This window comes from Sorangium sp. So ce887, assembly GCF_051521455.1.
GTDB lineage: Bacteria > Myxococcota_A > Polyangia > Polyangiales > Polyangiaceae > Sorangium.
Genome location: NZ_CP150354.1, coordinates 8,144,162 through 8,168,312, shown reverse-complemented (window position 1 = coordinate 8,168,312; position 24,151 = coordinate 8,144,162). Strand labels below are relative to the sequence as shown.

Below are 24,151 nucleotides of genomic sequence, written 5' to 3'. Positions count from 1 at the left end.
GTGACTCGGCGCGTAACGTTCTGCCATGGCTACAAGATGATTGTCACAGCGGCCCTGGCGAGATCATCGTCTCTCCTGCACGGCAGCCAGGGTATTTCGCCTTACCTGGAGGGCCCACGCGGCCTGGGGTGAATCCCCATGTACGCGGCGGCGCTCTTCGCCGAGGGGTCGTCCGGATAGCGTTCGACGAGGTCTTCCGCGAGGCTGCGGGCCTGGCCGGTCCGGTCCATGCGCACGAGCGCCCGCACGCGGAGCAGGCCGCGCTCGGCGATGCGGGGGCTGTCGCCGAAGTCGCGCGACGCGGCGTCGTCGAGCCGGAGCACCTCCTCGGGGTCGCTCGTCAACGCGGCGCGCATACGCTCGATGACACGGGCCTCGGGGTCCGTGTCCGGCGGTGGCTCCGGCTCTTCCGCTGCGGCGCTCACGGTGGCAGCGACAGGCGGCGGCGCGGGAACGACGGATGACTCATCGCGTCGCTGCGGCCTCGTAGCTGCACTGGACTCCGCGCTCGACGGCCGCGCCTTCAGGGCGGGGGGCTCGTCGCGATCCAGGAAGAGGAACGCCGCCGCGGCGAGCGCGGCGAGGGGGAGGCCGATGAGCAGCGCACGGCGAGTGCCGGACGGTCGGGGTGCGTCCACGGCGGCCACCGTAGCGCGGAGGAGCGGCCGGCGGTAGCGATCGGCGTGAGGAGAAGGGGAGAGCCGCTCACGCGAGATGGCGCCGCCGACGTCAGCGAGGCGGGGAGAGGTCGGGGCCGTCGACGCGGATCCGCCCCAGGCCATGGCTCGTGCACTTGCCGATGAGGGCGGCTCCCGTGCGAGAGTTGCCATTCTCGAATGGCATGATGGCATTGAAGCACGAAGTCGGAGGCCGCGACAGCGGCCTGAACAATCTCCCCCGAGCGGGACATGCCTGTTCATGCCAGATGGCGCCCGCCGGGCGGTTACGTCGAGACCTCCGGCACGGACAGCTTCGAGATACCGATCGACGGTGCTCACGCGTCACCGCATCGAGCTCAGCGTCGACGGAATGACGACCGCGGCGCGACAACGCGCTCCAGGGTACACCTTCGCTCGCGTCGGCAGTCGCCCTCTGCACGAAGCTTCATCGGCCGTCCAGGAGAGTGCTATCCTGAGCGAACATGGGCAGGCGGCGTCGGACGGGCTCCGGTGACTTGATGACGCCGCGTATCGCGGGTGTCGCAGTCATGGCGCTCGCGGCGCTGCTGTTCGTACCCACACCCGGTGTGCGCGGCGATCCGTTGCCGCACCTGCCGGGCCCCGCGCCACAGGCGAGGCCGCAGGGCTTCTCCGCGCGCACAGAGAACCAGCGTTGCGAGGGGTGCCACGAGGACATCGCGGCCGAATGGCGCGCCTCGCTGCACCGGCAGGCGTTCACGGATCGCGTCTTCCAGCGATCCTACGCGATCGAGCCGCTGCCCTTCTGCCGTGGCTGCCATGCGCCCGAGGCCGATCCGGCCCACCATCCCGGCGCGGACGCGCAGGCGGTGGGGGTCGCTTGCGTCACGTGCCACCTCGTGGCCGGAGAGGTCGTCTCCGCGCACGGCCGGGACGCGCGTGGCAGCGCGCACACGGTCCGCGGCGACGCGCGGCTCTCGACCGATGAGGCCTGCGCCCGCTGCCATCAGTTCGATTTTCCGGAGGCGCCCGGCGCGGCCATGCAGGACACCGTGGCCGAGCATCGCGCAGGGCGCTTCGCGGCGCGACCCTGCCGCGATTGCCACATGCCGCTGGTTCAGGGCAGCACCGGGAGGGCGCACCGCGATCATCGGTTCACCGTGCTCGGGTCTCCGGCCCTGCTGCGCTCCGCGATCGACGCCAGCGCGTCGCGCAGCGGCGCGAATGCCATCGAGGTGAGCGCGCGCGTGATCGCCGCGGGGCACGCCGTCCCCACGGGCGATATGTTCCGCCGGCTCGAGATCCGCGCGTCGGCCGTGGATGCGGAGGGAACGACCGTGGCCACCGCCGCGCCTGTGATCCTCGAGCGGCGGTTCTCCGTGCGCGCGATCGACGGAGGCATCGAGCGCGTTCCGGCCGGCGATACGCGCCTGCCCGCGTCGGGGGCGCCGCGGGTCGTGCGGCTCGTGTTCCCGGCGGCCATCGACGGGCTCGCGGTGCGCTGGGAGGTGGTCTACCAGCGCATGGGCGCCGCGATGGCCGTGGCCTTCGGCATCGATCCGGCCGCGGACGAGGTGGTCCTCGCTGCGGGCACGCTCGGCGCGCGCCCGGGCCTCGCCGGACGACCCGCTCCCATTCGAGTACCATGAGGTCTCCCATGCGAACCCGTCCCCCGCCGGCCGTCCTTCTCGCGCCTCTCTTTGTCGCTGCCTGTCGGCCCGTGCCGCCTCCCGCGACGATGCGCGCCGAGACCGCGACGCTGCCTGCGCCCGCCGTCGTGGCGCCTCCAGCGGCCGCGCCCCGGCCCTCGCCGCGCGTCAGCGTGAAGACCGAGGCACGCGTGCCCGAACGATTCGCGCTCGATGGCGACGTGACGGAGTGGGGCTCGCTGGTCCCGTCGCCACCACGTACTCCGCGGCCCGCACAAGGACAGAGCCCGCCGCCCTCGCCCGGCGCGCTGGATGCGCCTTCGCACGTCGTCGTGGTGCTCTCCAGCGCGGGCGTCACCCTCGCGGCCGAGCTCGACGAAGGGTCGCAGGACGGGATCTGGCTGGGGATCGGCTTCGGCGTCCCGGAGCTGCCGCCCATCGGCTATTTCCAGCGCGGGGGCGGGGTGACGCCGCTCAACTGCGAAACGGACATGGGCGGCGAGCCGCTCCCGGCCGAGGTGCAGAAGGACTGCAATGAAACCCTGGAACGGCATGCCGCGTTCACCGCCGGCCACGAGGCGCGCTTCGAGCGGTTCTTCCGGCTGGATCGCGGCGGTCTCTCGGTGATCGGCGAGGACGGGGAGCGACGCCTCGTGGACGGCGCGAAGGCGGCGGTGAAGGGCGGCGATGGGAAGCTCACCATCGAGGCCACGCTGCCGACCTCGGCGCTGCCCCGCGCCTCGTCGGCGCCGATCGACGGCATCCGGCTCCTCGCGCGGGCCGCGGACGCGCCGCGCCCGCCGGCGCCCGCGGACGAGGCGTGGGTCTGGCTGGCCGTCCCGGAGCCGGTGAGTTACGAGCCCTTCGCAAACCTCCGCGCCCTGGCGTTCCAGTCGCCGGAGATGATCGGCCGCGTCGCCATGTCGTACCAGCCGGGAGACCCGCTCGGGCTCGAGATCATCGGCTATTCGAGAGGCTCGGACGGTACCGCGCTGGAGCCCGGGTACCAGGGGCTCTACAGCCCGCTGTTCACGATGGGGGACATCGAGGTCGGCGAGCTCTTCTTGCGGCGGCCCGCGCTCGTCATCCTGCGCAAGGGCGAGGTCGTCGACACCATCGAGACCTCCGGCGCGCCGACGGGCTTCGTGGTGCGCAAGAAGGAGCTGCACGTGTTCTTCTACGATCGTTACACGTCGACGGACATCTGGGCCGAGAGCGCGAGCTGGCGAGTCATCGGCGTCAAACCGAGCGGCGAGTACGCCGATATCCTGGAGCACTCCGAGGACAACCGTCCCTGGGCCGACGACGTCGAGGAGTTCCATTCGACGAGCTTCGACCGCTTCGGGATCCGCGGTACGCGGGTGCTCCCGGAGAGCGAGGGCGAGGCGAAGCGCGCCGTGGAGATCACGTGGCGCTACGACGCGCCGACGGGGGTGTATCGGCCGAGGTCGCGCGCGCTGCCGGCGAAGAGGGCGAAGTAGGCGCGGGTCCGGTCTCTCTGCGTCCGTCTGCGCATTCACGACCTGCCGGTCGAGGCACCGACGCGCCCGGTGCCGCTCGCTCCGAGCTCGGACGCGCGCACGCCGACGCCGTGGGGCCATGGGCCATGGACCGTGAGAGACGGGCTCACCTCCGTGGCAGGGTCGCTCACCGGGAGGTGGGCAAACCGTGCTGCCTCTGCCCTCTGTGCGCCGCACGCGGCGTGGCCTTGCACAGCACGAAGCGTCGCGTCCGCTCGCCGTGCAGCGCGTTGCTTCACGCTGGCGTCGCGGCACTGCGCTTGCTGAGCACGCGGGTGAGAGGAGGTTCCTTCCCATGGCGGAACAGCAGCGCCAGCAGGCGGGTCAGGACGTGCCGGTCTCCAGGTCGCAGCAAGGCAAGCAGAGCAGCCGGGCGACGGGCCGGCGGGCACTTCAGGGGGCCGGCGGTCAATCCACCGGAATGCAGCGGCAGCGAGCGGGCGGGCAGATAGGTCGCTACGGCGGCGGGCGGCAGGCTCAGCCCCTTCGCGAGGGTGCGCCGCAGGATGCACGTCGCCCCGAGGGCGCGCCTTCTTGGAGAATGCGATGATGACCGAATTCATTGTTCGAAACTGGTGGGCGCCCGTCATCCGCGGCGTGTTCGCGGTGCTCTTCGGCGCGTTCACGCTCGCCGTGCCGCGGATCAGCCTGAAGGCGCTCATCCTGGTCTTCGGCGTCTATGCCGTCGCCGAGGGCGTGACGAGCATCATCGGCGCCGTCCGGGGTGGTGACGAGCGGCGGCGCTGGTGGGTGCTGCTCCTCGAGGGCATCGTGGGCGTCGGCATCGGGCTCATCGCGCTGCTCTTGCCGGGTATCACCGCCGTCGCGCTCGTCTTCTGGATCGGCGCGTGGGCGATCCTCCGGGGCGCGCTCGAGATCGGCCTGGCCATCCGGCTCCGCGATCACATCGAGGGCGAGTGGCTGCTCGGCCTCGCGGGGGTGCTCTCCATCGCGCTCGGGGTGCTCATGTTCGCGTCGCCCGGCGTCGGCGCGCTCGTGATGATCGTGTGGATCGGGGCGTATGCGCTCGTGTTCGGCGTGTTCCTGATCGCGCTGGGGATCCGGCTTCGCGGGATCGGCGTCGCCAGGTTGCGCCAGGGCCCTGGTCCGATCCACGGGACCTGAGGGGGAGGGGACCGCCCTCATCGAGCGCGCTCGCCGGTCGGTCGACCTCGATGTCGCCCTCCGCAGGTCGAACGCCCCCCGGTCTCACCAGGTCAGCTCGTATCGCCTTCGTGACCGCTCAGAAATCCATCACGGCGTCGTAGGCCGGCTTCGGGTCGTGGTTGACGTCGAAGAGCAGGGGGAAGTCCTTGCGCCCCGAGCTGAACTCGGACAGCCAGGTGTTGTCGTCCGCTATGCCCCAGAAGGTGACGCCCGTGATCACGCTCTTGTACTCCCGGAACAGCTCGAAGAACTCCCGATAGCGCGCGGCTTGCTTGGCCTTCAGGTCGTCGGTGAAGGTCGCGGCCGTGTAGAACGTGCTCTGGTTGTACGTCATGCCGGGGATGTACAACGAGATGTCGAGCTCCGTGACCTGCACCTCCAGGCCGAGCGACGAGTAGAGCTTGATCGCCTCTTCCAGGTTGGCCACGTGCTGGTAATATGCCTGGTTCGTGGTCACCGTGGAGGGCTCGACGTTGAAGTGAGCTTGCAGCCCGACGCCGTGGACTGGCACGCCCTGAGCGAGCAAGCCTTTGAGCATGTTGTAGATGCCCTGCTGCTTGGCGGGGATGTAGTTGTAGAAGTCGTTGTAGAACAGCTTGGCGTCCGGGTCGGCTGCGTGCGCGGACTTGAAGGCCTCCGCGATATAGCTCTCGCCGATGATCTCGTGCCAGCGGCTCTTCTGGCCATCCGCCAGGTTGCCCGTGCGGTACGTGCCGTCCTCCATCATGGCCTCGTTCACGACGTCCCACGCGTAGACCTTGCCCCGGAAGTGACGCATCACGTTGCTGATGTGGCTGTTCATGCGTGCCAGCAAGGTCTGCTTCGAGACGGTGCCGCCAGAGCCGTTCGAGAACAGCCAAGCGGGGTTCTGGCTGTGCCAGACCAGGGCGTGTCCGCGGATCTTCATCCCGTTCGCGACCGCGAAATTCACGATGCTATCCGCCGGGCCGTAGGAGAAGCTGCCTTCGGTCCTCTGCAGCGACTCGAACTTCATTTCGTTCTCGGCGGTGATGCTGTTGAAGTGCGTCTTCAGCAGCGCGGCGTGCGTCATGTACGACTGCGAATCCACCGCTGCCCCGATCGGGAAATAGCTCGCGTACTTCTCCGCCAGGTTCTTGGGGTCGTCCTCCGCGCCCCCCGTGCCTCCGGAAGTAGCGTCGGGGGTGCCACCGCTTCCACCCTCGTTCGTCTGACCACCGCTGTTGGTACCGGCCGGCGCCCCACCGCTGCCTCCAGCGTCGCTTCCGCCCGCGCCCCCCACGGAGCTCGCCGATGTTCCTCCCGTTTGAACCGTGCTCGCGGTGCCGCCGGTGGCGCCGGTGGCGTCGTCCGGGGCGGCATCGTCCGGACTCGACGTCGACGAGTCGCAAGACAAGAGCAAGCAGGTGAGCAGCCCAATCGAAATCAAATTCTTGTGCATCGGTGCCATCCCTCGAGCGCGCACCCTACCGAATTGGGGGTCGCCAGGCGAGTGCGGCCTTCCTCGCTTCAGCCGAGCAGCTCGTGCAGCCAGCGCACGAGCCTGCCAGGTACCGTAACCCTGTACTCGCTCGGCGCCCGCGTGCGCGTCGAGGCGCAAGGTGGACCGCAATTTCCGCTGCTGCGGCGCTCGTTCGTGTTCGAGGAGCCCGCGCCGCTCATCCACGAGGTGCCCCCGGTCACGCGGGCGCTCCACGTTGGCGCGAGCCTTTCGTTTTGCTGATCAGACGGCCGCGATCCGGAGATTGCACGAGGTGTGAGCCGTGGTGAAGCGCTGGCCCTGACGGATCTCCCCGCCGCCGTTCTGACCGAGAGCCGGGCGGCGGCGGGGCGAATCGCCGCGCTCGTGGCGGAGCACTCGGAGTTCGTGTGGCGCTCGCTGGTGCGGCTCGGCGTGCCGCGCGCCGACGCCGAGGACGCGGTGCAGCAGGTCTTCCTCGTGGCGACCCGGAAGCTCTCGGTCATCGAGACCGGCCGTGAGTCCGCGTTCCTGTTCTGCACGGCGCAGCGGATCGCCTGGCACGCGCGGAGGACGCAGCGGCGGCGCCGGGAGGTCCTCCAGGACGCGCCCTACGAGCGCGTGGATCCGGCGCCGGATCCCGAGGAGATGGTGGATCGCGCACGCGCCCGCGCGGCGCTCGACGCCATCCTCGAGAGCATGCCGCTCGATCTGCGCGCCGTCTTCGTGCTGTTCGAGCTGGAGCAGATGACGATGGCGGCCATCGCCGTGATGCTCGAGCTCCCACCGGGCACGGTCGCCTCCCGCCTTCGCCGCGCGCGCGAGCACTTCCAGGCCGCCGTGAGGCGGATCGAGGCGCGGGGCCATTCCCGAGGTGAGTGCGATGAGTGATCCTGAGCGCCTCCTGGACCAGAAGGGGAGAGAGCTGCAAACGACGCTCCTCCGCGCGGCGCTCGACGAGAGCCCGCCGAGCGGCCTGACCCGGCGCACGCTCATCGCGCTCGGCGTCACACCCACCGGTCGACCAGGCTGACTTCAGGGCGAAACCTCGAACAGGCACCGCGTGATCGGGATGGCGACGTCCGCCCACACGTACAGGTAGTATTTCGTGCCCGGGACGAGCTCCTCGGGGCTCCCGTCGGCGGGATAGCCCTGCTTCGTATCCGGTGGAACCTCGCCGTAGGCGATACCGCTCTTCACAGGCTCGCCGCTCGAGGGCACGTCGAGCCGCCAGAGCGTCCCCTCGGGCAGGTCGAGGTTGGGCGGGGCGCCCGGGTTCTCGGCGTCCGCCGATAAGACATAGACGTAGCGGGCGTCGCCGCCGGTCCAGGTGATCTTGCCTGCGGCGTCCACGCCTTCCCCCGCCGCGCACTCGCTCGGCGCATAAAGGCTCTGCTGGTAGAGGGGCCCGCCGAACGGGGTCTGGTCCGCGAAATCCTCCTTCGTGAATCCGCGGCGCTGGAGCTCGCCCTCGAAGAACGCGACCATACGCGCCGAGTCGGTGGTGGGCAGGCCGGCGACGTCGCGGGAGAAGCCGTTGTTCTGGTCCGCCGGATAGGCGCCGAGCGCATCCGAGGAGACCCAGCCGGCGACCAGCGCGAGGCCCGCCGGATAGAAGCTGTCGGTCCAGACCGGCCCGGCCTCGATGTACCAGTTCGACGGCCCCGCGGCCGGCGCGGCCTCCTCCGAGTGACAGCACACGCACCCGCACGCCTCGGTCTGCTCCGTGACCCAGGCGAGCTCGCCGAGCCATTGCGGGTCGGAGAGGCGTGGATCATCGCTCGGGGTCTTGTAATCCGAGGGAGGAGCGGGCCAGTACGGGCGCTGCGTGAGGACCGGCTCGCACGACGCGTAGTCGGTGAACAGGCGGCCGGGCTCGGTGCAGCCCGAGATCGCGCCGAACGTGCAGACCTTGCCGTCGCTCTGCCCGGCCGGCTCGCCGGCCATCGGGTCGACGCAGGCCTGCTCGGGCCATTGAAAGACGGCGCCGCCCGTGCCCACGCCGCCGGGCTCCTCGGTCGCTGCCTCGGGGGCCCCCGAGGCGGCCTTTCCCTCGGTCTCTTGACAGGCCCCCAGCCCTCCGAGGGCCGAGACGAGGAGCGCTGCGCCCAGCATCACGTGCGGTGAATGGAGGAGCTCTTGCTTCACGGTCGAATCTCCTGAACGTGGCCTTCGAACGAAGGGTGATTGTGGTTTAGCTCACTATTCTGCGCGGCGCGCACTCAGGTGTGTATCGTTTGTTCATGAATGTGCAATGATTGTCTAATCTTTTGCGATGGATAAAGTGTTCCAAATCACATTACGGAGGGCGAAGGCGCGGCTCAGGGTGCTGGCAAGCTCGGCAACCCCGGCGCCCGAGGTGACGGGCCGGCCGGCGTGAGCTCTCCACCCTCGACGCTCTCCATCCCCGACGCTCGACAGACCCTCCGCCGAGGCGCAGCGGCCCGCCGGTCCGACAGCCCCTCACCGGAACGCGCCGATGCCGAACGAGAGACAGGGCTCTCCGTCGCGCACCGAGATCGCCGCGAGCTGCTTCTCGGGAGGGTACATGTACCCGAACAGCGTGCACATCTCGTTGTCGCCGAGGCCGAAGGTGAGATCGTGGTCCGACGTGTTCCGGAACCTGCACGCGTACCGGAGGGAGTCGCCCTCCTCGAGCGCGATCGCCGGCCGGTAGACCTCGATGTCGCCCTCCAGGTCGAACGCCCCGCCCTCGTAGACGCGCGCCTCGCCGCCGTCCTCGCGGACGATATCCACGTCGAAGGCCTCGGCGTAACGGTGCGTGTGGGGCATGAGGGAGACGATGTTTCCGCCGAACGTCGAGCACGCGGCGCCGATGGTCCGGGTGGCGCGCGGCGGGACGAGGAAGTCGTTCACGTTCATGACGAACGGCACGAGCTCTTCCGTGCGCTCCGAGAGAGGCATGGTGAAGAAGTCGTAGGCGATCTCGACGACCGCGGGCTCGGCCGACGCGTTGAGCAGGTGGACGCTCGTCGCGATCTCGCGGGACGTGTCGAGGGTGAAGCCCATCCCCTCCGGGAAGACGAGCGTCTCGTCGCCGACGACCTGGGTGGAGCTCGCGAAGAGGACGTCCGGGATGACCACCGGCAGCGCGCCAAAGGGGTCGTCGGCGCCAGGATGGCAGTCCGGGTACGGGTTCGGCCCGAGCGATGGATTGACCGGCTTGGCGATGACGTTGCTGTGGTGCAGCCCGGCCGTCGTGTAGACGCGCGCCGCGTGGACGGTCTCGTTCACGAGGGCAGGGAAGGGCCATGAGAGGCAGAAGGTCGCCTCCTCGCCGGGCGCGAGGGTCCGCGGCGGCGCGATGATCCTGAAGCCGCTGCGCGGCGGCTCCGGCAGCGTGAGCCGGGTGGGCGGCTCGCCGAAGGCGACGACGTTGTCCCGGTCGATGCGCTCTTCAGGCTCGTAGCGGGCAGCAGGGTGGACGCACCGCCCGCGAAAGAGCTCCTCGCCGGGAGCGCACGCCGCGGGCGGCGAGGGCTCGATCCCGGCGCAGGCAGGGAGGAGCAGGATCCAGAGGAGATTGTTCGAACGTGCTCTGTCCCTCGGGACGGAGCGGAGCTGGGGAGTTCGCATCACGAATCACCTGCGACCGGCGGCGCCTCACCGGAAGCCTCGAGTGTGGATCTCCCCTGCCGGAGGACAGGGGCAGCACGCGCCCAGGGCGGATCCCGCGGCCCCCCGTGACGCTCCCGGCACAACCGAGGACAGCGCGGGCCGGCGCTGCCCAGTCGCCGCGACCGCCGTCCCGCCGGGCGGCGTCAGCGCGGCGGCCTCTCCGCCGGCGCGGCGGCCGCTCTGCCGGCGCAGGGCGACCCCAGCACCTCCCGCCGGTCTGGAACGCCGGGTTGTCGCCACGGCGCCGCGGGGCCGCCCACGTGAACACCCTGTTCACCCGGCTCGACGCTGTGCGCAACAAGGGCGTGACGTGGGCGTCGCGGATCGTCTAGCATCCGCCTGCGAGGGGCATCACGCCCCACGATCCCCTGCATCGCCCGACGACCACGCAGCGTGGTCCCAGCTCGTGGAGAGACAGCATTGAGCGAGCAAGCAATCGAGCCCGCCCTCCCCGTCACCGCTTTCGAGAGGCGCTTCAAGCACCCGCCGGGGCTCGTGATCCTCTTCTTCGCGGAGATGTGGGAGCGCTTTTCCTATTACGGCATGCGCGGCCTCCTCAAGCTGTATATGGCGAACTACCTGTTCGTCACAGCGCGCGAGGCGTACCAGGGGTGCCGACAGCACGCGCCGCCGTGCGAGCTCGTCCATGGCGATCCGGCCTCGGTGTTCGGCTGGGAGTTCATCCGGGGCCTGCTCCCGAGCGCGCCAGGCGAGCAGGCGTCCGTGCTCTACGGGCTGTACACGGGCCTCGTCTACCTCACCCCGTTCTTCGGCGGCATCCTCGCCGACCGGGTGTGGGGCCAGCGCAAGACGGTGGTGATCGGCGGCGTCCTGATGGCCGTCGGACACTTCGTGATGGCGCTGGAGAACTCGTTCTTCCTCGCGCTGCTCCTGCTCATCCTCGGTAACGGCGCGTTCAAGCCCAACATCTCGACCCAGGTCGGCAGCCTGTACCCGAAGGGTGATCCGCGCCGCGACGGCGCCTTCACCATCTTCTACATGGGCATCAACCTCGGCGCCTTCATCAGCAACCTGGCGTGCGGCACGCTGGCCGCCGTCTACGGCTGGCACTACGGCTTCGCCGCCGCGGGCGTCGGGATGTGCCTTGGGCTCGTCGTCTACCTGATGGGGCAGAAGTACCTCGCCAAGGACAACCTGATGAAGGCGGCGGAGGGCACCGGCGAGGAGAAGCAGCCGCTCACGAGCGACGAGTGGAAGCGCGTCGGCGCGCTCGTGGCGCTCTGCGCCCTCAACATCGTCTTCTGGGCGGTCTACGAGCAGCAGGGCAACACGATGCAGAGCTGGGCCGACGAGAAGACGATATGGCCCAGCGTCCTCGGCTTCCAGCTCCCCTCGACGTGGTTCCAGTCGTGGAACCCGCTCTGCATCATCCTGCTCGCCCCGCTCCTCGACATCTTCTGGCGCTGGCAGGCGAGGCGGGGCACGGAGCCGACGAGCGTGTCCAAGATGGCGATCGGCTGCACCCTCCTCGGGGTGTCGTTCATCGTGATGATCCTCGGCGCGCAGGCCGTCGGCGACGGCAAGGGCAGCCTGTTCTGGCCGCTCTTCTGCACGCTGCTCCTCACGATCGGCGAGCTCTACCTGTCGCCCATCGGCCTGTCGCTCGTGACCAAGGTCTCGCCGGTGCGCATCGTCTCGATGATGATGGGCATGTGGTTCGTCTCGAGCTTCTTCGGCAACACGCTGAGCGGCTTCCTCGGCATCTTCTATGAGCGCTGGTCGAAGGACATGTTCTTCCTGATGCTCACCGTCCTCGGCATCGGCGCCGGCGCCGCGATGTTCGCGTTCAACAAGCCGCTCCGCCGGGTCATCGGCAATCAGTGAACCGGGCGGATCCCGGCGCGGCGGTGCCCCCGAGACGGGGGGCGCCGCCGCGTCAGGGCGCCCGGGCCCCGCCGGGGTCGACGATCCGCTCGTCGAGCACCGCGAGCCGCCCCGCGGGCAGCGCGCTCTCGATGGCGGCCACGGCGCGGCGGACGCTCTCCAGCGTGCTGCACGAGGCGACGTCGACGAAGAGCCGCCCCGACTCGGGCCAGGAGTGCAGCGCCACGTGCGACTCGCTGACGACCGCGCACGCGGTGATGCCCTGCGGCGAGAACGGAACGACCACCATCTCGAGCAGGGTGAACGGCCCGGCGGCCACGGCCGCCTCCAGCACCCCGCGGAGCGCGGTCGGGCTGTTCAGGAAGTCGAAGGGACAGCCTTCGAAGTGGGCGAGGGCGACGTACAACCGCATCGGTGGCAGGGCGCGCAGCGGCGGCGCCGCGCTGGCTCGGCAGGATAGCCGAGGCCGGGCGGCGCGGGACCGGAATCGGAGCGGCCCGAGCCGCGGGGGCGCGCCGGCGAGCTCACGCCGCGGGCGCTCCGGCCGGCGCTGGCGCCCGGGAGGCGCCGGCCTGCGCCGCGGCCTCGACGCAGACACGGACCTCCTCCAGCAGCTCCTGGAGGCCGAGCTGGCCCTTCTGGAACACCCGCTCCGTGCCCATCCGGAGCCGCGCGCGATCCTCGTCCGTGAGCTCCTTGGCGGTGAGCACGATGAGCGGCATCCGGCGCCAGTGCTCGTGGAGGCGCAGCCGCTCGATCAGCTCGAACCCGTCCATCTCCGGCATCATCAGATCGACGATGGCCGCGTCCGGAGCCTCCGTGTCGGTGGCCAGGAGATCGAGCGCGAGCCGCCCGTTCGCCGCCGACAGCGCGTCGCAGCCCGACCGGCGCAGCATCCCCTCGAGCACCTCCCGGCTCGGCGCGTCGTCCTCGACCACCAGGACGCGCGGGCTGCGCCCGCTCCGGAGCGCGCAGCGCGCGAGGGCGCGCTCCAGGGCCTCGCGCTCCACCGGCTTCGTGATGTAGTCCGCGGCGCCGAGCGAATACCCGATGCCCCGCTCCTCGACGATCGAGATGACGATCACGGGGATCGACGCGAGCGCCGGGGTCGACTTGAGCGCCGAGAGCACCCGCCAGCCGTCCATCTCGGGCATCAGGAGATCGAGCGTGATCACATCGGGAAACAGCGTGCCGGCGAGGCGCAGCCCCTCCTTCCCGCCCGGCGCGAGCGCCACGTGGTGGCCGAGCGCCTCGATGTGCCGCTTGAGCAGGTCGCGCACCGTGGCGTCGTCATCCACCACGAGGACGAGCCGCTGCACGTCCCCGTGACCCGGTGTCCACGCCTCGACGCCGGCGCGTCCGTGGCCGTCCGCCGCGCCGTTCCGCGCAGCGGCCTCGTCGGGCGCCGCCGCGAGCGGCAGCCGCACGCTGAACGTGGAGCCTTTGCCGGGCTCGCTCGTCGCGTCGATGGCGCCGCCCATGAGCTCGACAAGCCGCTTCGTGAGCATGAGGCCCAGCCCGGTGCCGCCGTACCTGCGCGACGTCGACGAGTCGGCCTGGACGAACGGCTGGAACAGCCGCTTCAGCTGCTCCTCCGTCATCCCGATGCCCTCGTCCTCGATCTGCAGGTGCAGCGTCGGCCGGCCGGGCCCGCCCTCGACCGCGACCCGCACCCGCACGGCGCCGTCGGCGGTGAACTTCGCCGCGTTGCTGAGGAGATTGTAGAGGATCTGCCGCGTCCTCCGCGGGTCGGCGTGCAGGGTGATCGCGCCGTCGGGGCGGTGGATCGAGAGCGTGTTCCGGTGCTGCGCGACCAGCGGGCGCACGGTCGAGGTCACCTCGTCGAGCAGGGCCTGGACGTCGAAGGACTCGGGGTGGAGCTCCATCCTGCTCGCCTCGATCTTCGACATGTCGAGGACGTCGTTGATGAGGCCGAGGAGGTGGGTGCCGGCCTGATGGATCTTCTTCAGGTCCGACACGAACGCGTGGTTGCCGAGGTCGGTCGCGTCCTCCTGGAGCATCTCGCTGTAGCCCAGGATCGCGTTGAGCGGCGTCCGCAGCTCGTGGCTCATGTTGGCGACGAACTGGCTCTTCGCCAGGTTCGCGCGCTCGGCCGCCCTCGCCATGGCCTCGGCGTGCGTCTTGGCCTCGGAGAGCTGCCGGTTCACGACCTCGGCCCTCTCCATCGCCTGGGACAGCGCCCGCTCCGTCTCCTTGTGCAGGGCGATCTCCTGCTGCAGCTGCTCGTTCTGCCGATCCAGCTCCTCCTCGACGAGCTCCCGGCTCTCCCAGGACAGGACGAGCCACCACGCGCCGACGCCGATGAGGACCGCCACCGCCGAATAGAGCTTGATGAACGCGGCGAGGACCTCCGGCCGCGCCTCGGGGGTCAGGGCAGCGCTCCAGTAGAACAGCCAGAAGAGCGCCCCGACGACGCCGGCCATGGCGAGGAACACGAGCGCGAAGCGCAGGAGCCGCGACGAGAGCCGCGCCGACAGCCGCTCCGCCACGAAGGCGCGGAGCGCCGTCGCCCGGCGCGCGTCGACCCCGGCCCGCGGCGTCTTGCAGACATCGTGGCAGCGCGCGTCCAGCGTGCAGCAGAGCGAGCAGATCGCCCCCTCGTACACGGGGCAGTACGCCATGTCCTGCGGCTCGTATCCGTGCTCGCAGACGCAGCACTGCGCGATACCCTGGTCCTTGTCGTTCGAGAAATGGGTGTTGTGGCGGGCGATGTAATACTTGCCCTTGGTGAGCCAGGCGATGGCGGGGGACAGCGCGAACGCGAGGCCGAGCGCGATGAACGAGGAGTACGCCGCGGCGGCGGGGCCGAACACCCCGGCGAAGCAGAGCATGGACGCCGCGGCGCCCACGCCCATCGCGCCGACCCCCACCGGGTTCACGTTGTAGAGGTGCGCCCGCTTGAACTCGATGTATCGCGGGCTCAGCCCGAGGGGCTTGTTGACGACGAGGTCGGCCACGATCGCGCCGATCCACGCGATCGCGACGCTGGAGTAGATCGCGAGCACCTTCTCGAGGGTCTGAAAGACCCCGAACATCATGAGGAGGAGCGCGATGGCGACGTTGAACACGAGCCACACGACGCGGCCGGGGTGGCGGTGCGTGAGCCGCGAGAAGAAGTTCGACCACGCGAGCGACCCGGCATAGGCGTTGGTCACGTTGATCTTGAGCTGCGAGACGACGACGAACGCCATCGCCACGAGGAGGACCACGCTCCGGTTCGAGAAGACGTGCTCGTAGCCGGCCAGGTACATCACCACCGGCCGGAGCGCCGCGTCCATGCTCGAGCCCTGCCTCACCGCGAGCGACGCGAGGAAGGCGCCGGCCAGCTGCTTGGCGCCGCCGAGGAGGATCCACCCCGGGCCCGCGAGGATCAGCGCGATCCACCACAGGCGGCGGTTCGATCTCGTCCTGTCCGGCATGAACCGCAGGTAGTCGACCTGCTCGCCGATCTGCACGATGAGGGAGAAGCTCACGTTGGCCGCGAGGCCGAAGAGGAGCGGGTCGAACGCGTTGCCGCTCGGCGACCTGCCGGCAAAGCTGGTCCAGCCGGACAGCGCCTCCGGGTCCTTCTGGAGCACGAAGACGAACGGCAGCGCCATGAGCACGAGCCACAGCGGCTGGGTCCAGAGCTGGAACTTGTTGATCAGGGTCACGCCATAGAGCACGAGCGGGATGATCACCGCCGAGCACACGAGGTACCCGGGCACGAGCGGCAGCCCGAAGTAGAGCTCGAGGGCCTGCGCCATGATGGCGGCCTCGAGGGCGAAGAAGATGAACGTGAACGACGCGTAGATGACCGACGTGATCGTCGAGCCGATGTAACCGAACCCGGCGCCTCGCGTCAGGAGGTCCATGTCGAGGTTGTAGGTCGCCGAGTAGTAGGTGATCGGCAGGCCCGTGAGGAAGATGACGGCGCTGCAGACAAGGATCGCCCAGAGCGAGTTCGTGAATCCGTAACTGACGATCAGCGAGCCGCCGATGGCCTCCAGCGCCAGGAACGAGATGCCGCCGAGCGCCGTGTTGGCGAGGAGCGCCGGGGACCACTTCCGGAACGACCTCGGGGCGTAGCGGAGGGAGTAGTCCTCCATGGTCTCGTTGGCGACCCAGCTGTTGTATTCGCGCCTCTCCCTGACGATGTTGTGGATGACCTGCATGGCCTGCCGCTCCGCGCCGCCGCGGCACGCCGCGGCCAGGCGCACTTGTGTTCACGGACCATCGCCCCGCGACGCGCCCCGGCCGGAGCGGTCCCCCTCGCTCAGCCCCCGCCCTGCTCGTTCGCGGCGCCCCGCGCCGCGCGCTGCGCCTCCTCCGCGCGCGCCCGGTGCTCCCGGAGCAGCGTGACATAGGCCTCCTCGCACTGCCTGAGCCGCTTGAGCTCGAGACAGGCGCGGATGCGCGCGTGGAGCAGGACCATGTTGAACGGCTTGGTCACGTAGTCCTCGGCGCCGCACTCGATGCCGCGCGCCACGTCGCCGAGCTTGTCGGACGCGGAGAGCAGGACCACCGGCGCGAAGCCGAGGCGCCCCTCGCCCCTCAGCTTCTCCAGGACCTCGAGGCCGTTCAGGTCCGGCATGACGAGATCGAGCAGGATCAAGTCATAGTCGTTCTCGCGGATGAGCTGCAGCGCCGTGCGCCCCCCGGGCGCCTGGTCCACCTCGTACCCCCGCCGCTCGAGGCACGAGGTCAGCATGTCGCGGTTCACGGAGTTGTCGTCCACGATGAGCAGGCGCCCTCCGATGCCCCCGGCCCTGGTCTGGGGGAGCAGCGCAGGAGGGGGAGGCTCGTCCTGGCCGAGCGGCAGCCCGAGCCACGGGGCCTTCGGGAGGCCGCTCTGCGAGTACCCCGCGATGAGGTTGCGCAGCATCACCCCCGCCGCCTGGATCCTGCAGAGGATGGGGATCAGCGCGAATCGCTCCTCGCGCTCGAACCGGGAGAGCAGCTCCGCGCAGAGAGGCTCGATCTTGCTCGTGTGCGGCTCGGTGGCGGCGTTGAGCTCACGCAGGCTGCAGAGCAGCGCCTGCGAGTCGCGGCTGCCGAGGGCTTCCTCCGAGATGCGCTCGTCGACCTGGGTGAGCACGAAGGCCCCGATGCCCCGGAGCCCGTTGAGCGCGTCGAACGTGCTCGTCGGCGCGTCGAGGGGCAGGCACTCCAGGAGGTGGTCGCCGTAGCCCACGATCGCGGTGAGCGACGTGTGGAGCTCGTGGCGGAGGTGCGCGACGAGCGATCTCCAGAGCTCCTGTCGGCCAGGCCTGTCGCCCGTCGCGGCGCCGCGCCCGGCGAGGGGATCGGCCGGGCGCTTCACGGCGACTCCCGGCCGAGCAGCGTCTGGATCTTCGCGTCGAGGCGCTCGATCTCGACGGGCTTGATGTCGTAGTCGTCGCCTCCCGCCTCGATGGCCTGCTCTCTGTCGCGGGTCATCGCGTGGGCGGTGAGGACGATGATGGGAATGTCCCTGGTGCGCGTGTCTCCCTTGAGCCGACGGGTGGCCTCGAGGCCGTCGATGTTGGGCAAACCGACGTCCATGAGGATCAGCTGTGGCCGCTTGGTCCGCGCCATCTCCACCCCCGACTCGCCGTCCACGGCGGTCACCACGGCGTATCCACGGCGAAGCAGGCGTCGCGATAACATGTCACGGTTCATCTCGTTGTCTTCGACGAGGAGAATGGTGGTCATGAAGTGGCCCCCTTGAAAGCAAGATCCCGCAGCGCCCCGCCCGATGACGAACGCGGCCGCCGTCACGCCGACACGCGCCGGAGGCGGCGCCCCGCGCTGCCCGCGAGCGCCGCGTCGGCAGGCCGCTATTCCGCCTTCAAGAGCTCCCGAGCGGACGTGTCCCCCGTCTGCGCCGCCTTCGTCGAGTCGATGTCTCGTACGTTACGGTATCGGTTTTTGAGGGTCCATAAAAATCGGTGTTTGCTCCGCCACGAAGGTGCTTCTCCGAGAGCGGGTGTCTTCGGTCGGCGCCTCTCCCTGACGGGGGAGCTGCGTTGTGTCCAGCACGTGTAAAGCGGTGACGGGGAGAGCGGCGCGGCCGCGAGATGGCCTGTCGCAGGTGGGAGGAGTCGATTCAGGACGTACGCCGCCGGCGCGAGCCGGCCCCGGGCGCTCAGCGCCGCGCGATCTCGACGATCTCGCGCACGCGCTGGCCGCCGATATCGAAGCGCCCCTCGAGCCCCGCGAACACGAAGCTGTTCACGCGGCTGCCCCGGACCTCGCGGGCGGCGCTCGCGCCCCCGGCGCGCTCCAGGAGGAACATGTCGAGCCCGCCGCCGATGGATGGGCCGAGCGCGACGCTGTCCGACATGCGGACGTCGATCACCGCGCCGAGGCGCGCGAGCTCGACGCCGTGGGTGAGCGTGTCGCGCTGCCGGCCCGGCGCCGCGGACCAGAGGGCCCGGTAGCCGCTGCCCAGCGAGATCACCGGGTCGATGCGCTCGAACGGCGCGAGGTGAAACCTCGCCTCCACGCCCGCCGTGAGGCCGCGGACGTCGGTCTCGCGCCGGTCCGGGCCCATGGCCATGTACTGCTCGTAGCTCGACGTCAGGCCGAGGCCGAGCTTCGGCGTCGCGCGGTAGCCGAGCTTCACGGCCACGCCGGCGCCGGGGCCCGACACGTCGCGAAGGCGCCGCTCGCTCGCGATGTGGCCGAACCCCTGCGTGTATCCGGCGCCGACCCCGAGCTCGAGCGCGTTGCTCGGCGCCCTGAGCGGCGAGCTCAGGTAGCTCGGCGGGATCTCGCCCCCGAAATCCTGCGCCGAGGCGGCGCGCGCGCAGAGCACGCCGAGCGCGCCCGCGACGACCACGAACCCCGTGTTTGCCTTCATTGCGGATCCTCCTCGTTCGCGGCGCCACGAGGCGGCGGAGCCGATCCGCGATCCGCGCTCCACGCTGCGCGACCCACGCCGCGCGACCCGCCCGGGGACGCCGCTCGCCGGGGGCGCGAGCATCGCGTGTGCCACGGGGCGGCGCGCACCGCCTTCTCGGTCGCGGACGGGCGGCGCGGCGGCGCGAGAGGCCGCCCCGCCGCTCACCGCACGACGCCGCCGCGCGGCCCGCGGGCCTACCAGCGGTGGTAGGCCGGGTGCCCTTCCTTGACGGCCACGAACGTCCCGCGGCACGTCGCCGTGACCCGGCCCCCTGCCTCCAGGGTCGCCTCGACCACGACGCGGTCGCCCTCCGCCTCCGCCACCTGCGCTCGCAGGCGCAGCGGACCGAGCGGCGTCGGCTTCTTCAGCTTCACGTGGAAGTCCGCCGTCACCGTGCACGGCGGCGCGTCGGCCCCCCGCGCCTGCATGAGGTGGTGGGCCGCGGTCCAGTTCGAGTGACAGTCGAGCAGCGCCCCGATGATGCCGCCGTTGAGCATCCCGGGGAACGCCTCGTGGTGCGGCTCCGGCGTGAAGTCGCAGACCACCGCGTCGCCCTCGACGCGGCTCTTCAGCCGGAGCCCCCTGTCGTTCGCAGGCCCGCACCCGAAGCAGCGGCTCTGCGGCGCATACCTGTCCTGCAGGCTCGCCGCTTCGCTCAACTCCTGCCCCCGACGAACGCCTCGTCCATCAGCATCTTCTGCTCGAGGAGGTGGCTCGCGCGCGAGCCGGTCGCCGGGCTCGCGCTCGGCGATCGGCCCACGCACGAGAGCGGCAGCCGGTCGCCGATGCGCTGCCGGAGCACCGCGAGGATGTAGTACCAGGCCCCGTAGTTGCGCGGCTCCTCCTGCACCCACACGAGCGGCGTGCCGTCCTTGTAGGGCGCGAGCGCGTTCACGATCTCCTCGTTGAGCGGGAACAGCTGCTCCAGCCGCAGGATCGCCACGTCCTTGAGCCCGCGCGTCTCCCGCGCGAGCGCGAGGTCGTAGTACACCTTGCCCGAGCAGAGCAGGACCCGCTTCACGTCGGCGGGATCGACCCCGCTCGTGTCGGGCAGCACGCGGTGGAACTTGCCCTCGGCGAGGTCCTTGATCGTCGACACCGGCCGGTGCGGGCCCTTCGACGTCGCCGGGACGCGCAGCAGGCTCTTCGGCGTCGCGATGATGAGCGGCTTGCGCCACGGCCGGTGCACCTGCCGCCGCAGCACGTGGAACAGCTGCGCCGGCGTCGTCAGGTTGCACACCTGGATGTTGTCCTCGGCGCTGTTCTGCAGGCAGCGCTCGATGCGCGCGCTCGAGTGCTCCGGCCCCTGGCCCTCGTAGCCGTGCGGCAGGTAGAGCACGATGCCGCTCAGGCGGTGCCACTTGTCCTCGCTCGACGTGAGGAACTGATCGACGATGACCTGCGCGCCGTTGAGGAAGTCGCCGAACTGCGCCTCCCAGATGACGAGCCCGTCCGGGTAGTCGAGGCTGAAACCGAAGTCGAAGCCGAGCACCCCCGCCTCGCTGAGCGGGCTGTTGAACGCCTCGAAGCGGCCCGGCGCCTCGGCCACGTGCGACAGCGGCGCGTAGCGCGTGCTCGTCTCCACGTCGCGCAGCACCGCGTGCCGGTGGCTGAAGGTGCCGCGCTGCACGTCCTGCCCGGAGAGCCGCACCGGCGTCTTCTCGGCGAGCAGCGTCGCGTAGGCGAGCATCTCGCCCGTGCCCCAGTCGAACGGCTCGCCGGCGACGAGCCGCTCGTGCCGCAGCTTGAGCGTCGGCAGCACCTTCGGGTGCGCCTTGAAGCCCTGGGGCAGCTCGAGGAGCCGCTCCGACAGCGCGATGAGCTTCTCGGCCGGCACGTTCGTCGGCACGTCCGGCGTCGCGTGATCGGCGCCGCCGCGGTAGTGCGACCACACGCCGCCCATCGAGTAGAGCACCGGCGCGAAGCCCTTCTGCTTCACCTCGTCGAGCGCGGCGGCGAGCGCCTCGCGGCGCCGCACGACGATCTCCTCGGCCTTCTCCTCGGTGACCTGCCCGAGCTCCATGAGGCGCCGGACGTAGACCTGCCGCACGGTCGGCTTCTTGTCGATCGCGGCGTACATCCGCGGCTGCGTGTAGCGCGGCTCGTCGCCCTCGTTGTGGCCGTACCGCCGGTAGCAGTACATGTCGATGACCACGTCCGAGCCGAAGCGCGTGCGGTAGTCGATCGCGAGCTGCGCGACGTGGGCGACCGCCTCCGGGTCCTCGCCGTTCACGTGGAACACCGGGACCTTGAGCATCCGGGTGATGTCGGACGCGTAGCGGGTCGAGCGCCCCTCCATCGGATCGGTCGTGAAGCCGACCTGGTTGTTCACGATGACGTGGACCGTGCCGGCGGTCGTGTAGCCGGGGAGGTTCATCATGTTGAGCGTCTCGGCGACGACGCCCTGGCCGATGAACGCCGCGTCGCCGTGGATGAGCAGCGGCATCACGCGGCGGCGCGCGTCGGGGGCGCCGTCGGCGAGCCGCCGGTCCTGCTTCGCGCGGACGCGCCCCTGCACGACGGGGTTCACGAACTCGAGGTGGCTCGGGTTGAACGTGAGCGTGAGGTGGACGTTGCGCCCGTTCTCGAGCGCCCGGTCGGTCGAGTAGCCGAGGTGGTACTTGACGTCGCCGCTGCCGAGGTGGCGCTCCGCCTCCTTGTCCTCGAAGGCCGCGAAGATCTCGCGCAGGCTCTTGTCCATGATGTTCGCGAGGACGTTGAGCCGGCCGCGGTGCGCCATGCCGACCACGATCTCGTCGACCTCGTGCGATCCCGCGCGCTCGATGATGAGGTCGAGCAGCGGGATGAGGCTCTCGGCGCCCTCCAGCGAGAAGCGCTTCGTCCCCGCCTCGTAGGACTTGTGGATGAACTGCTCGAAGATCTCGGCGTCGGAGAGCTTCGTCAGGATCCGGAGCTGCTTCTGGCGGTCGAGCGTCAGGCGGTTGCGCGTCGACTCCATCTGCTGCTGGAGCCACTGGCGCGCCTCGGGCTCCTCGATGAACGTGAACTCGACGCCGATCGAGCGACAGTACGTCTCCTCGAGCCGGCGGATGATCTCGCGCAGCGTGAGGACGGGCGGCACGCCGGCGAGGTCGGTCGTCGGGAAGGCGAGGTCGAGGTCCTCGACGCGGAGCCCGAAGTTCGTGAGGTCGAGCTCGGGCGGCGTGGCGGGCGGCAGGCCGAGCGGGTCGACGTGCGCGAAGAGGTGGCCGCGCACGCGGTAGGCGTTCACGAGGGCGTACACGCGCGCCTTGAGCGCGGCCTCCGCGAGCACCTTCAGATCGCGCGACGTCTCGAGCGAGGTCGGGTGCTCGCTGAGCGTCTGCGCGAACGCGGCCTCCAGCGTCTTCGCGGCCTCGCCGTTCGTCTTGCCGTGCCCGTTCCCGGGCGCCGCCGACGGCCGCAGCACGTGAGGCTGGATGGATGGCAGCGCGGCGGGAGCGGGCAGCCTGATGGGCGCCGCCCCGCCGTTCTTGCTCTCGAAGAACGAGCGCCAGCCAGGGTCTACCGACTCGGGGTTCTCGAGGTACTGAGCATAGAGCTCCTCGACGAGCCCTGCATTGATTCCGAAATCAAGCTGCATCGTGTTCGTCGTGCAAATAACGCGGGTCGGGGCGGCACGCTAGAGTCGTTTTCCGATGGCTCCGGCGCATGGGGCGGATCATCGCCCGGGCAAGGGGTCCGAGCGCCTGGAGAAACGGTAGGGAGAAGCGGTAGAAGGGGCCCATGGATCAAGACCGCGCAACCCCGGGTCGAGGACCGGCGCCCGCCGTCCTCCCCTTCGATCGCTTCCGGGACCACCTCTTCCACGACCCCGGCCTCGGTCTCTGGCTGGACGTGAGCCGGATTCACTTCGAGAAAGATTTTCTCGCCACGATGGAACCGCGCATCCAGGCGGCGCTCGCCGAAATGGCGGCGCTCGAGGGCGGGAGCATCGCGAACCCCGACGAGGACCGCCGGGTTGGCCATTACTGGCTGCGCGCGCCGGAGCTCGCGCCCGAGGCCGCGCTGCGCGCCGCGATCGAGGCGACGAACGCGCGGATCCTGAGCTTCGCGGCGGACGTGCACGCGGCGCGCGTGCGGCCGGAGCGGGCGGCCCGCTTCCGCAAGGTGCTCGTCGTCGGGATCGGCGGCTCGGCGCTCGGGCCGCAGTTCGTCGCGTCGGCGCTGGGGACGCCGGCCGACCGGATGCAGCCGTACTTCTTCGACAACACGGATCCTGACGGGATCGATCGCACGCTGGACGCGATCGGGGACGACCTCGGCGCGACGCTCGCGGTGATCGTCTCGAAATCGGGCGGGACGAAGGAGACGCGCAACGGGATGCTCGAGCTCGAGGCGGCGTACCGGCGGCTCGGTCTCTCGCTCGGCGCGCACGCGGTCGCGGTGACGGGGGAGGGGAGCGAGCTCGACAGGTTCGCGACGAAGCACGGCTTTCTGGCCCGCTTCCCGATGTGGGACTGGGTCGGCGGGCGGACGAGCGAGCTCTCGGCGGTCGGCCTGCTGCCGGCGGCGCTGCAGGGGCTGTCGATCGTGGAGATGCTGCAGGGGGCGCGCGAGATGGATGAGGTCACGCGCTCGAAGGAGGTGCTCCGGAACCCGGCGGCGCTGCTCGCGCTCGCCTGGTACTCGGCGACGGGCGGCGTGGGCCGGAAGGACATGGTGCTGCTCCCGTACAAGGACAGGCTCGAGCTCTTCTCCCGCTATCTCCAGCAGCTCGTGATGGAGTCGCTCGGCAAGCGGCTCGATCGCCAGGGCAAGGAGGTCTGCCAGGGGATCGCCGTCTACGGCAACAAGGGCTCGACCGATCAGCACGCGTACGTGCAGCAGCTGCGTGACGGGCTCGACAATTTCTTCGTCACGTTCATCGAGGTGCTCCGCGATCGCGCGCCCTCGCGCGGCGCGATCGAGGTCGACCCCGGCGTCACGACGGGCGACTACCTCTCCGGCTTCCTCCAGGGGACGCGCAAGGCGCTCAGCGAGAGCGGGCGCGAGTCGATCTCGATCACGATCGAGACGGTCGACGCGCGCGCCGTCGGCATGCTGATCGCGCTCTACGAGCGCGCGGTCGGGCTGTATGCGTCGCTCGTGGGCATCAACGCGTACCACCAGCCTGGCGTCGAGGCCGGGAAGAAGGCCGCGCAGGTGGTGCTGGATCTGCAGGCCAAGGTGCTCGCGGCGCTGGCCACCGGCGCGGGGCGCGCGCTGCCGCTCGAGGAGATCGCGCGCGCGGCGGGCACCGACGACGTCGAGACGGTCTTCTGGATCCTGCGCCACCTCGCGGCGAACCCGGACCGCGGCGTCGTCCGGGAGGTGCCGCAGGGGGGCTCGCCGTTCGACGCGACGTACCGGCTGGCGCGGTGAGGGGG

18 protein-coding genes are annotated in these 24,151 nt (G+C 70.3%); 7 read left to right on the top strand and 11 right to left on the bottom strand.

Going from position 1 to position 24,151, the window contains the following annotated elements; genetic code table 11:
* Window positions 1-101: 101 nt before the first annotated feature.
* Window positions 102-638: a tetratricopeptide repeat protein gene (locus WMF36_RS30300; protein ID WP_437574245.1), complete on the bottom strand. Its 537-nt coding sequence runs from the start codon at window positions 636-638 to the stop codon at window positions 102-104.
* Window positions 639-1,177: 539 nt separating this feature from the next.
* Here WMF36_RS30300 and WMF36_RS30295 point away from each other — a divergent pair.
* The 3 genes from WMF36_RS30295 to WMF36_RS30285 all read left to right on the top strand — a co-directional run bounded on the left by WMF36_RS30295 (window position 1,178) and on the right by WMF36_RS30285 (window position 4,932).
* Entirely contained in the window at window positions 1,178-2,287 is a 1,110-nt protein-coding gene (locus tag WMF36_RS30295; protein WP_437574244.1) for a multiheme c-type cytochrome, read from the top strand.
* Window positions 2,288-2,376: 89 nt separating this feature from the next.
* Window positions 2,377-3,768, top strand: a complete 1,392-nt coding sequence (locus tag WMF36_RS30290; protein WP_437574243.1) for a hypothetical protein — start codon at window positions 2,377-2,379, stop codon at window positions 3,766-3,768.
* 585 nt (window positions 3,769-4,353) lie between these two features.
* Window positions 4,354-4,932 carry an HdeD family acid-resistance protein gene (locus tag WMF36_RS30285; RefSeq protein ID WP_437574242.1) on the top strand — a complete coding sequence of 193 codons (579 nt, stop codon included), beginning with the start codon at window positions 4,354-4,356 and terminating at the stop codon, window positions 4,930-4,932.
* 118 nt (window positions 4,933-5,050) lie between these two features.
* Here WMF36_RS30285 and WMF36_RS30280 read toward each other — a convergent pair whose 3' ends face one another.
* A complete protein-coding gene (locus WMF36_RS30280) occupies window positions 5,051-6,394 on the bottom strand; it encodes an endo-1,4-beta-xylanase (RefSeq protein WP_437574241.1) in 1,344 nt (447 codons plus the stop codon).
* 315 nt (window positions 6,395-6,709) lie between these two features.
* On the opposite strand from WMF36_RS30280, the gene WMF36_RS30275 reads away from it, so the two are divergent.
* Together WMF36_RS30275 and WMF36_RS30270 are read left to right on the top strand one after the other, a co-directional pair.
* Window positions 6,710-7,303: an RNA polymerase sigma factor gene (locus tag WMF36_RS30275; protein WP_437574240.1), complete on the top strand. Its 594-nt coding sequence runs from the start codon at window positions 6,710-6,712 to the stop codon at window positions 7,301-7,303.
* Entirely contained in the window at window positions 7,296-7,445 is a 150-nt protein-coding gene (locus tag WMF36_RS30270) for a hypothetical protein (RefSeq protein ID WP_437574239.1), read from the top strand. The genes WMF36_RS30275 and WMF36_RS30270 overlap by 8 nt, the downstream gene beginning before the upstream one ends.
* Window positions 7,446-7,447: 2 nt before the next feature.
* Here the strand turns inward: WMF36_RS30270 and WMF36_RS30265 are convergent, their stop codons facing one another.
* Together WMF36_RS30265 and WMF36_RS30260 are read right to left on the bottom strand one after the other, a co-directional pair.
* Window positions 7,448-8,560, bottom strand: a complete 1,113-nt coding sequence (locus WMF36_RS30265; protein WP_437574238.1) for a proteinase inhibitor — start codon at window positions 8,558-8,560, stop codon at window positions 7,448-7,450.
* 315 nt (window positions 8,561-8,875) lie between these two features.
* On the bottom strand, window positions 8,876-10,009 hold the full coding sequence (locus tag WMF36_RS30260; RefSeq protein ID WP_437574237.1) for a hypothetical protein: 1,134 nt from the start codon (window positions 10,007-10,009) through the stop codon (window positions 8,876-8,878).
* 462 nt (window positions 10,010-10,471) lie between these two features.
* Here WMF36_RS30260 and WMF36_RS30255 point away from each other — a divergent pair, with 462 nt between their 5' ends.
* Window positions 10,472-11,896 (top strand): peptide MFS transporter, encoded by a 1,425-nt coding sequence (locus WMF36_RS30255; RefSeq protein WP_437574236.1) that lies wholly within the window; start codon window positions 10,472-10,474, stop codon window positions 11,894-11,896.
* 52 nt (window positions 11,897-11,948) lie between these two features.
* Here WMF36_RS30255 and speD read toward each other — a convergent pair whose 3' ends face one another.
* The 7 genes from speD to WMF36_RS30220 all read right to left on the bottom strand — a co-directional run bounded on the left by speD (window position 11,949) and on the right by WMF36_RS30220 (window position 22,365).
* Window positions 11,949-12,308, bottom strand: a complete 360-nt coding sequence (gene speD / locus WMF36_RS30250) for an S-adenosylmethionine decarboxylase (protein ID WP_437574235.1) — start codon at window positions 12,306-12,308, stop codon at window positions 11,949-11,951.
* Window positions 12,309-12,420: 112 nt separating this feature from the next.
* Window positions 12,421-16,071 (bottom strand): hybrid sensor histidine kinase/response regulator, encoded by a 3,651-nt coding sequence (locus WMF36_RS30245; protein WP_437574234.1) that lies wholly within the window; start codon window positions 16,069-16,071, stop codon window positions 12,421-12,423.
* 101 nt (window positions 16,072-16,172) lie between these two features.
* Complete coding sequence (locus WMF36_RS30240) at window positions 16,173-17,219, bottom strand: response regulator transcription factor (protein WP_437574233.1); 1,047 nt, start codon at window positions 17,217-17,219, stop codon at window positions 16,173-16,175.
* A complete protein-coding gene (locus WMF36_RS30235) occupies window positions 17,216-17,590 on the bottom strand; it encodes a response regulator (protein WP_437574232.1) in 375 nt (124 codons plus the stop codon). The genes WMF36_RS30240 and WMF36_RS30235 overlap by 4 nt, the downstream gene beginning before the upstream one ends.
* A 433-nt stretch (window positions 17,591-18,023) precedes the next feature.
* The gene (locus tag WMF36_RS30230) at window positions 18,024-18,740 is read right to left on the bottom strand and encodes a hypothetical protein (protein WP_437574231.1); all 717 of its coding nucleotides are present in this window, start codon (window positions 18,738-18,740) and stop codon (window positions 18,024-18,026) included.
* A 236-nt stretch (window positions 18,741-18,976) separates the two neighbouring features.
* The gene (locus tag WMF36_RS30225; RefSeq protein ID WP_437574230.1) at window positions 18,977-19,441 is read right to left on the bottom strand and encodes a PaaI family thioesterase; all 465 of its coding nucleotides are present in this window, start codon (window positions 19,439-19,441) and stop codon (window positions 18,977-18,979) included.
* The gene (locus WMF36_RS30220; protein WP_437574229.1) at window positions 19,438-22,365 is read right to left on the bottom strand and encodes a 2-oxoglutarate dehydrogenase E1 component; all 2,928 of its coding nucleotides are present in this window, start codon (window positions 22,363-22,365) and stop codon (window positions 19,438-19,440) included. Before WMF36_RS30220 ends, WMF36_RS30225 begins: the two co-directional genes overlap by 4 nt.
* Before the next feature lie 143 nt (window positions 22,366-22,508).
* On the opposite strand from WMF36_RS30220, the gene WMF36_RS30215 reads away from it, so the two are divergent.
* Window positions 22,509-24,146, top strand: a complete 1,638-nt coding sequence (locus WMF36_RS30215) for a glucose-6-phosphate isomerase (protein WP_437574228.1) — start codon at window positions 22,509-22,511, stop codon at window positions 24,144-24,146.
* The last annotated feature ends 5 nt before the right edge of the window (window positions 24,147-24,151 follow it).

What these genes read in the sequence shown, in the direction of transcription:
- WMF36_RS30260 (WP_437574237.1), bottom strand. Translation starts at nt 10,009, where the DNA reads ATGCGAACTCCCCAGCTCCGCTCCGTCCCGAGGGACAGAGCACGTTCG.
- WMF36_RS30285 (WP_437574242.1), top strand. Translation starts at nt 4,354, where the DNA reads ATGATGACCGAATTCATTGTTCGAAACTGGTGGGCGCCCGTCATCCGC.
- WMF36_RS30270 (WP_437574239.1), top strand. Translation starts at nt 7,296, where the DNA reads ATGAGTGATCCTGAGCGCCTCCTGGACCAGAAGGGGAGAGAGCTGCAA.
- WMF36_RS30220 (WP_437574229.1), bottom strand. Translation starts at nt 22,365, where the DNA reads ATGCAGCTTGATTTCGGAATCAATGCAGGGCTCGTCGAGGAGCTCTAT.
- WMF36_RS30245 (WP_437574234.1), bottom strand. Translation starts at nt 16,071, where the DNA reads ATGCAGGTCATCCACAACATCGTCAGGGAGAGGCGCGAATACAACAGC.
- WMF36_RS30235 (WP_437574232.1), bottom strand. Translation starts at nt 17,590, where the DNA reads ATGACCACCATTCTCCTCGTCGAAGACAACGAGATGAACCGTGACATG.
- speD (WP_437574235.1), bottom strand. Translation starts at nt 12,308, where the DNA reads ATGCGGTTGTACGTCGCCCTCGCCCACTTCGAAGGCTGTCCCTTCGAC.
- WMF36_RS30215 (WP_437574228.1), top strand. Translation starts at nt 22,509, where the DNA reads ATGGATCAAGACCGCGCAACCCCGGGTCGAGGACCGGCGCCCGCCGTC.
- WMF36_RS30230 (WP_437574231.1), bottom strand. Translation starts at nt 18,740, where the DNA reads ATGAAGGCAAACACGGGGTTCGTGGTCGTCGCGGGCGCGCTCGGCGTG.
- WMF36_RS30290 (WP_437574243.1), top strand. Translation starts at nt 2,377, where the DNA reads ATGCGCGCCGAGACCGCGACGCTGCCTGCGCCCGCCGTCGTGGCGCCT.
- WMF36_RS30280 (WP_437574241.1), bottom strand. Translation starts at nt 6,394, where the DNA reads ATGCACAAGAATTTGATTTCGATTGGGCTGCTCACCTGCTTGCTCTTG.
- WMF36_RS30295 (WP_437574244.1), top strand. Translation starts at nt 1,178, where the DNA reads ATGACGCCGCGTATCGCGGGTGTCGCAGTCATGGCGCTCGCGGCGCTG.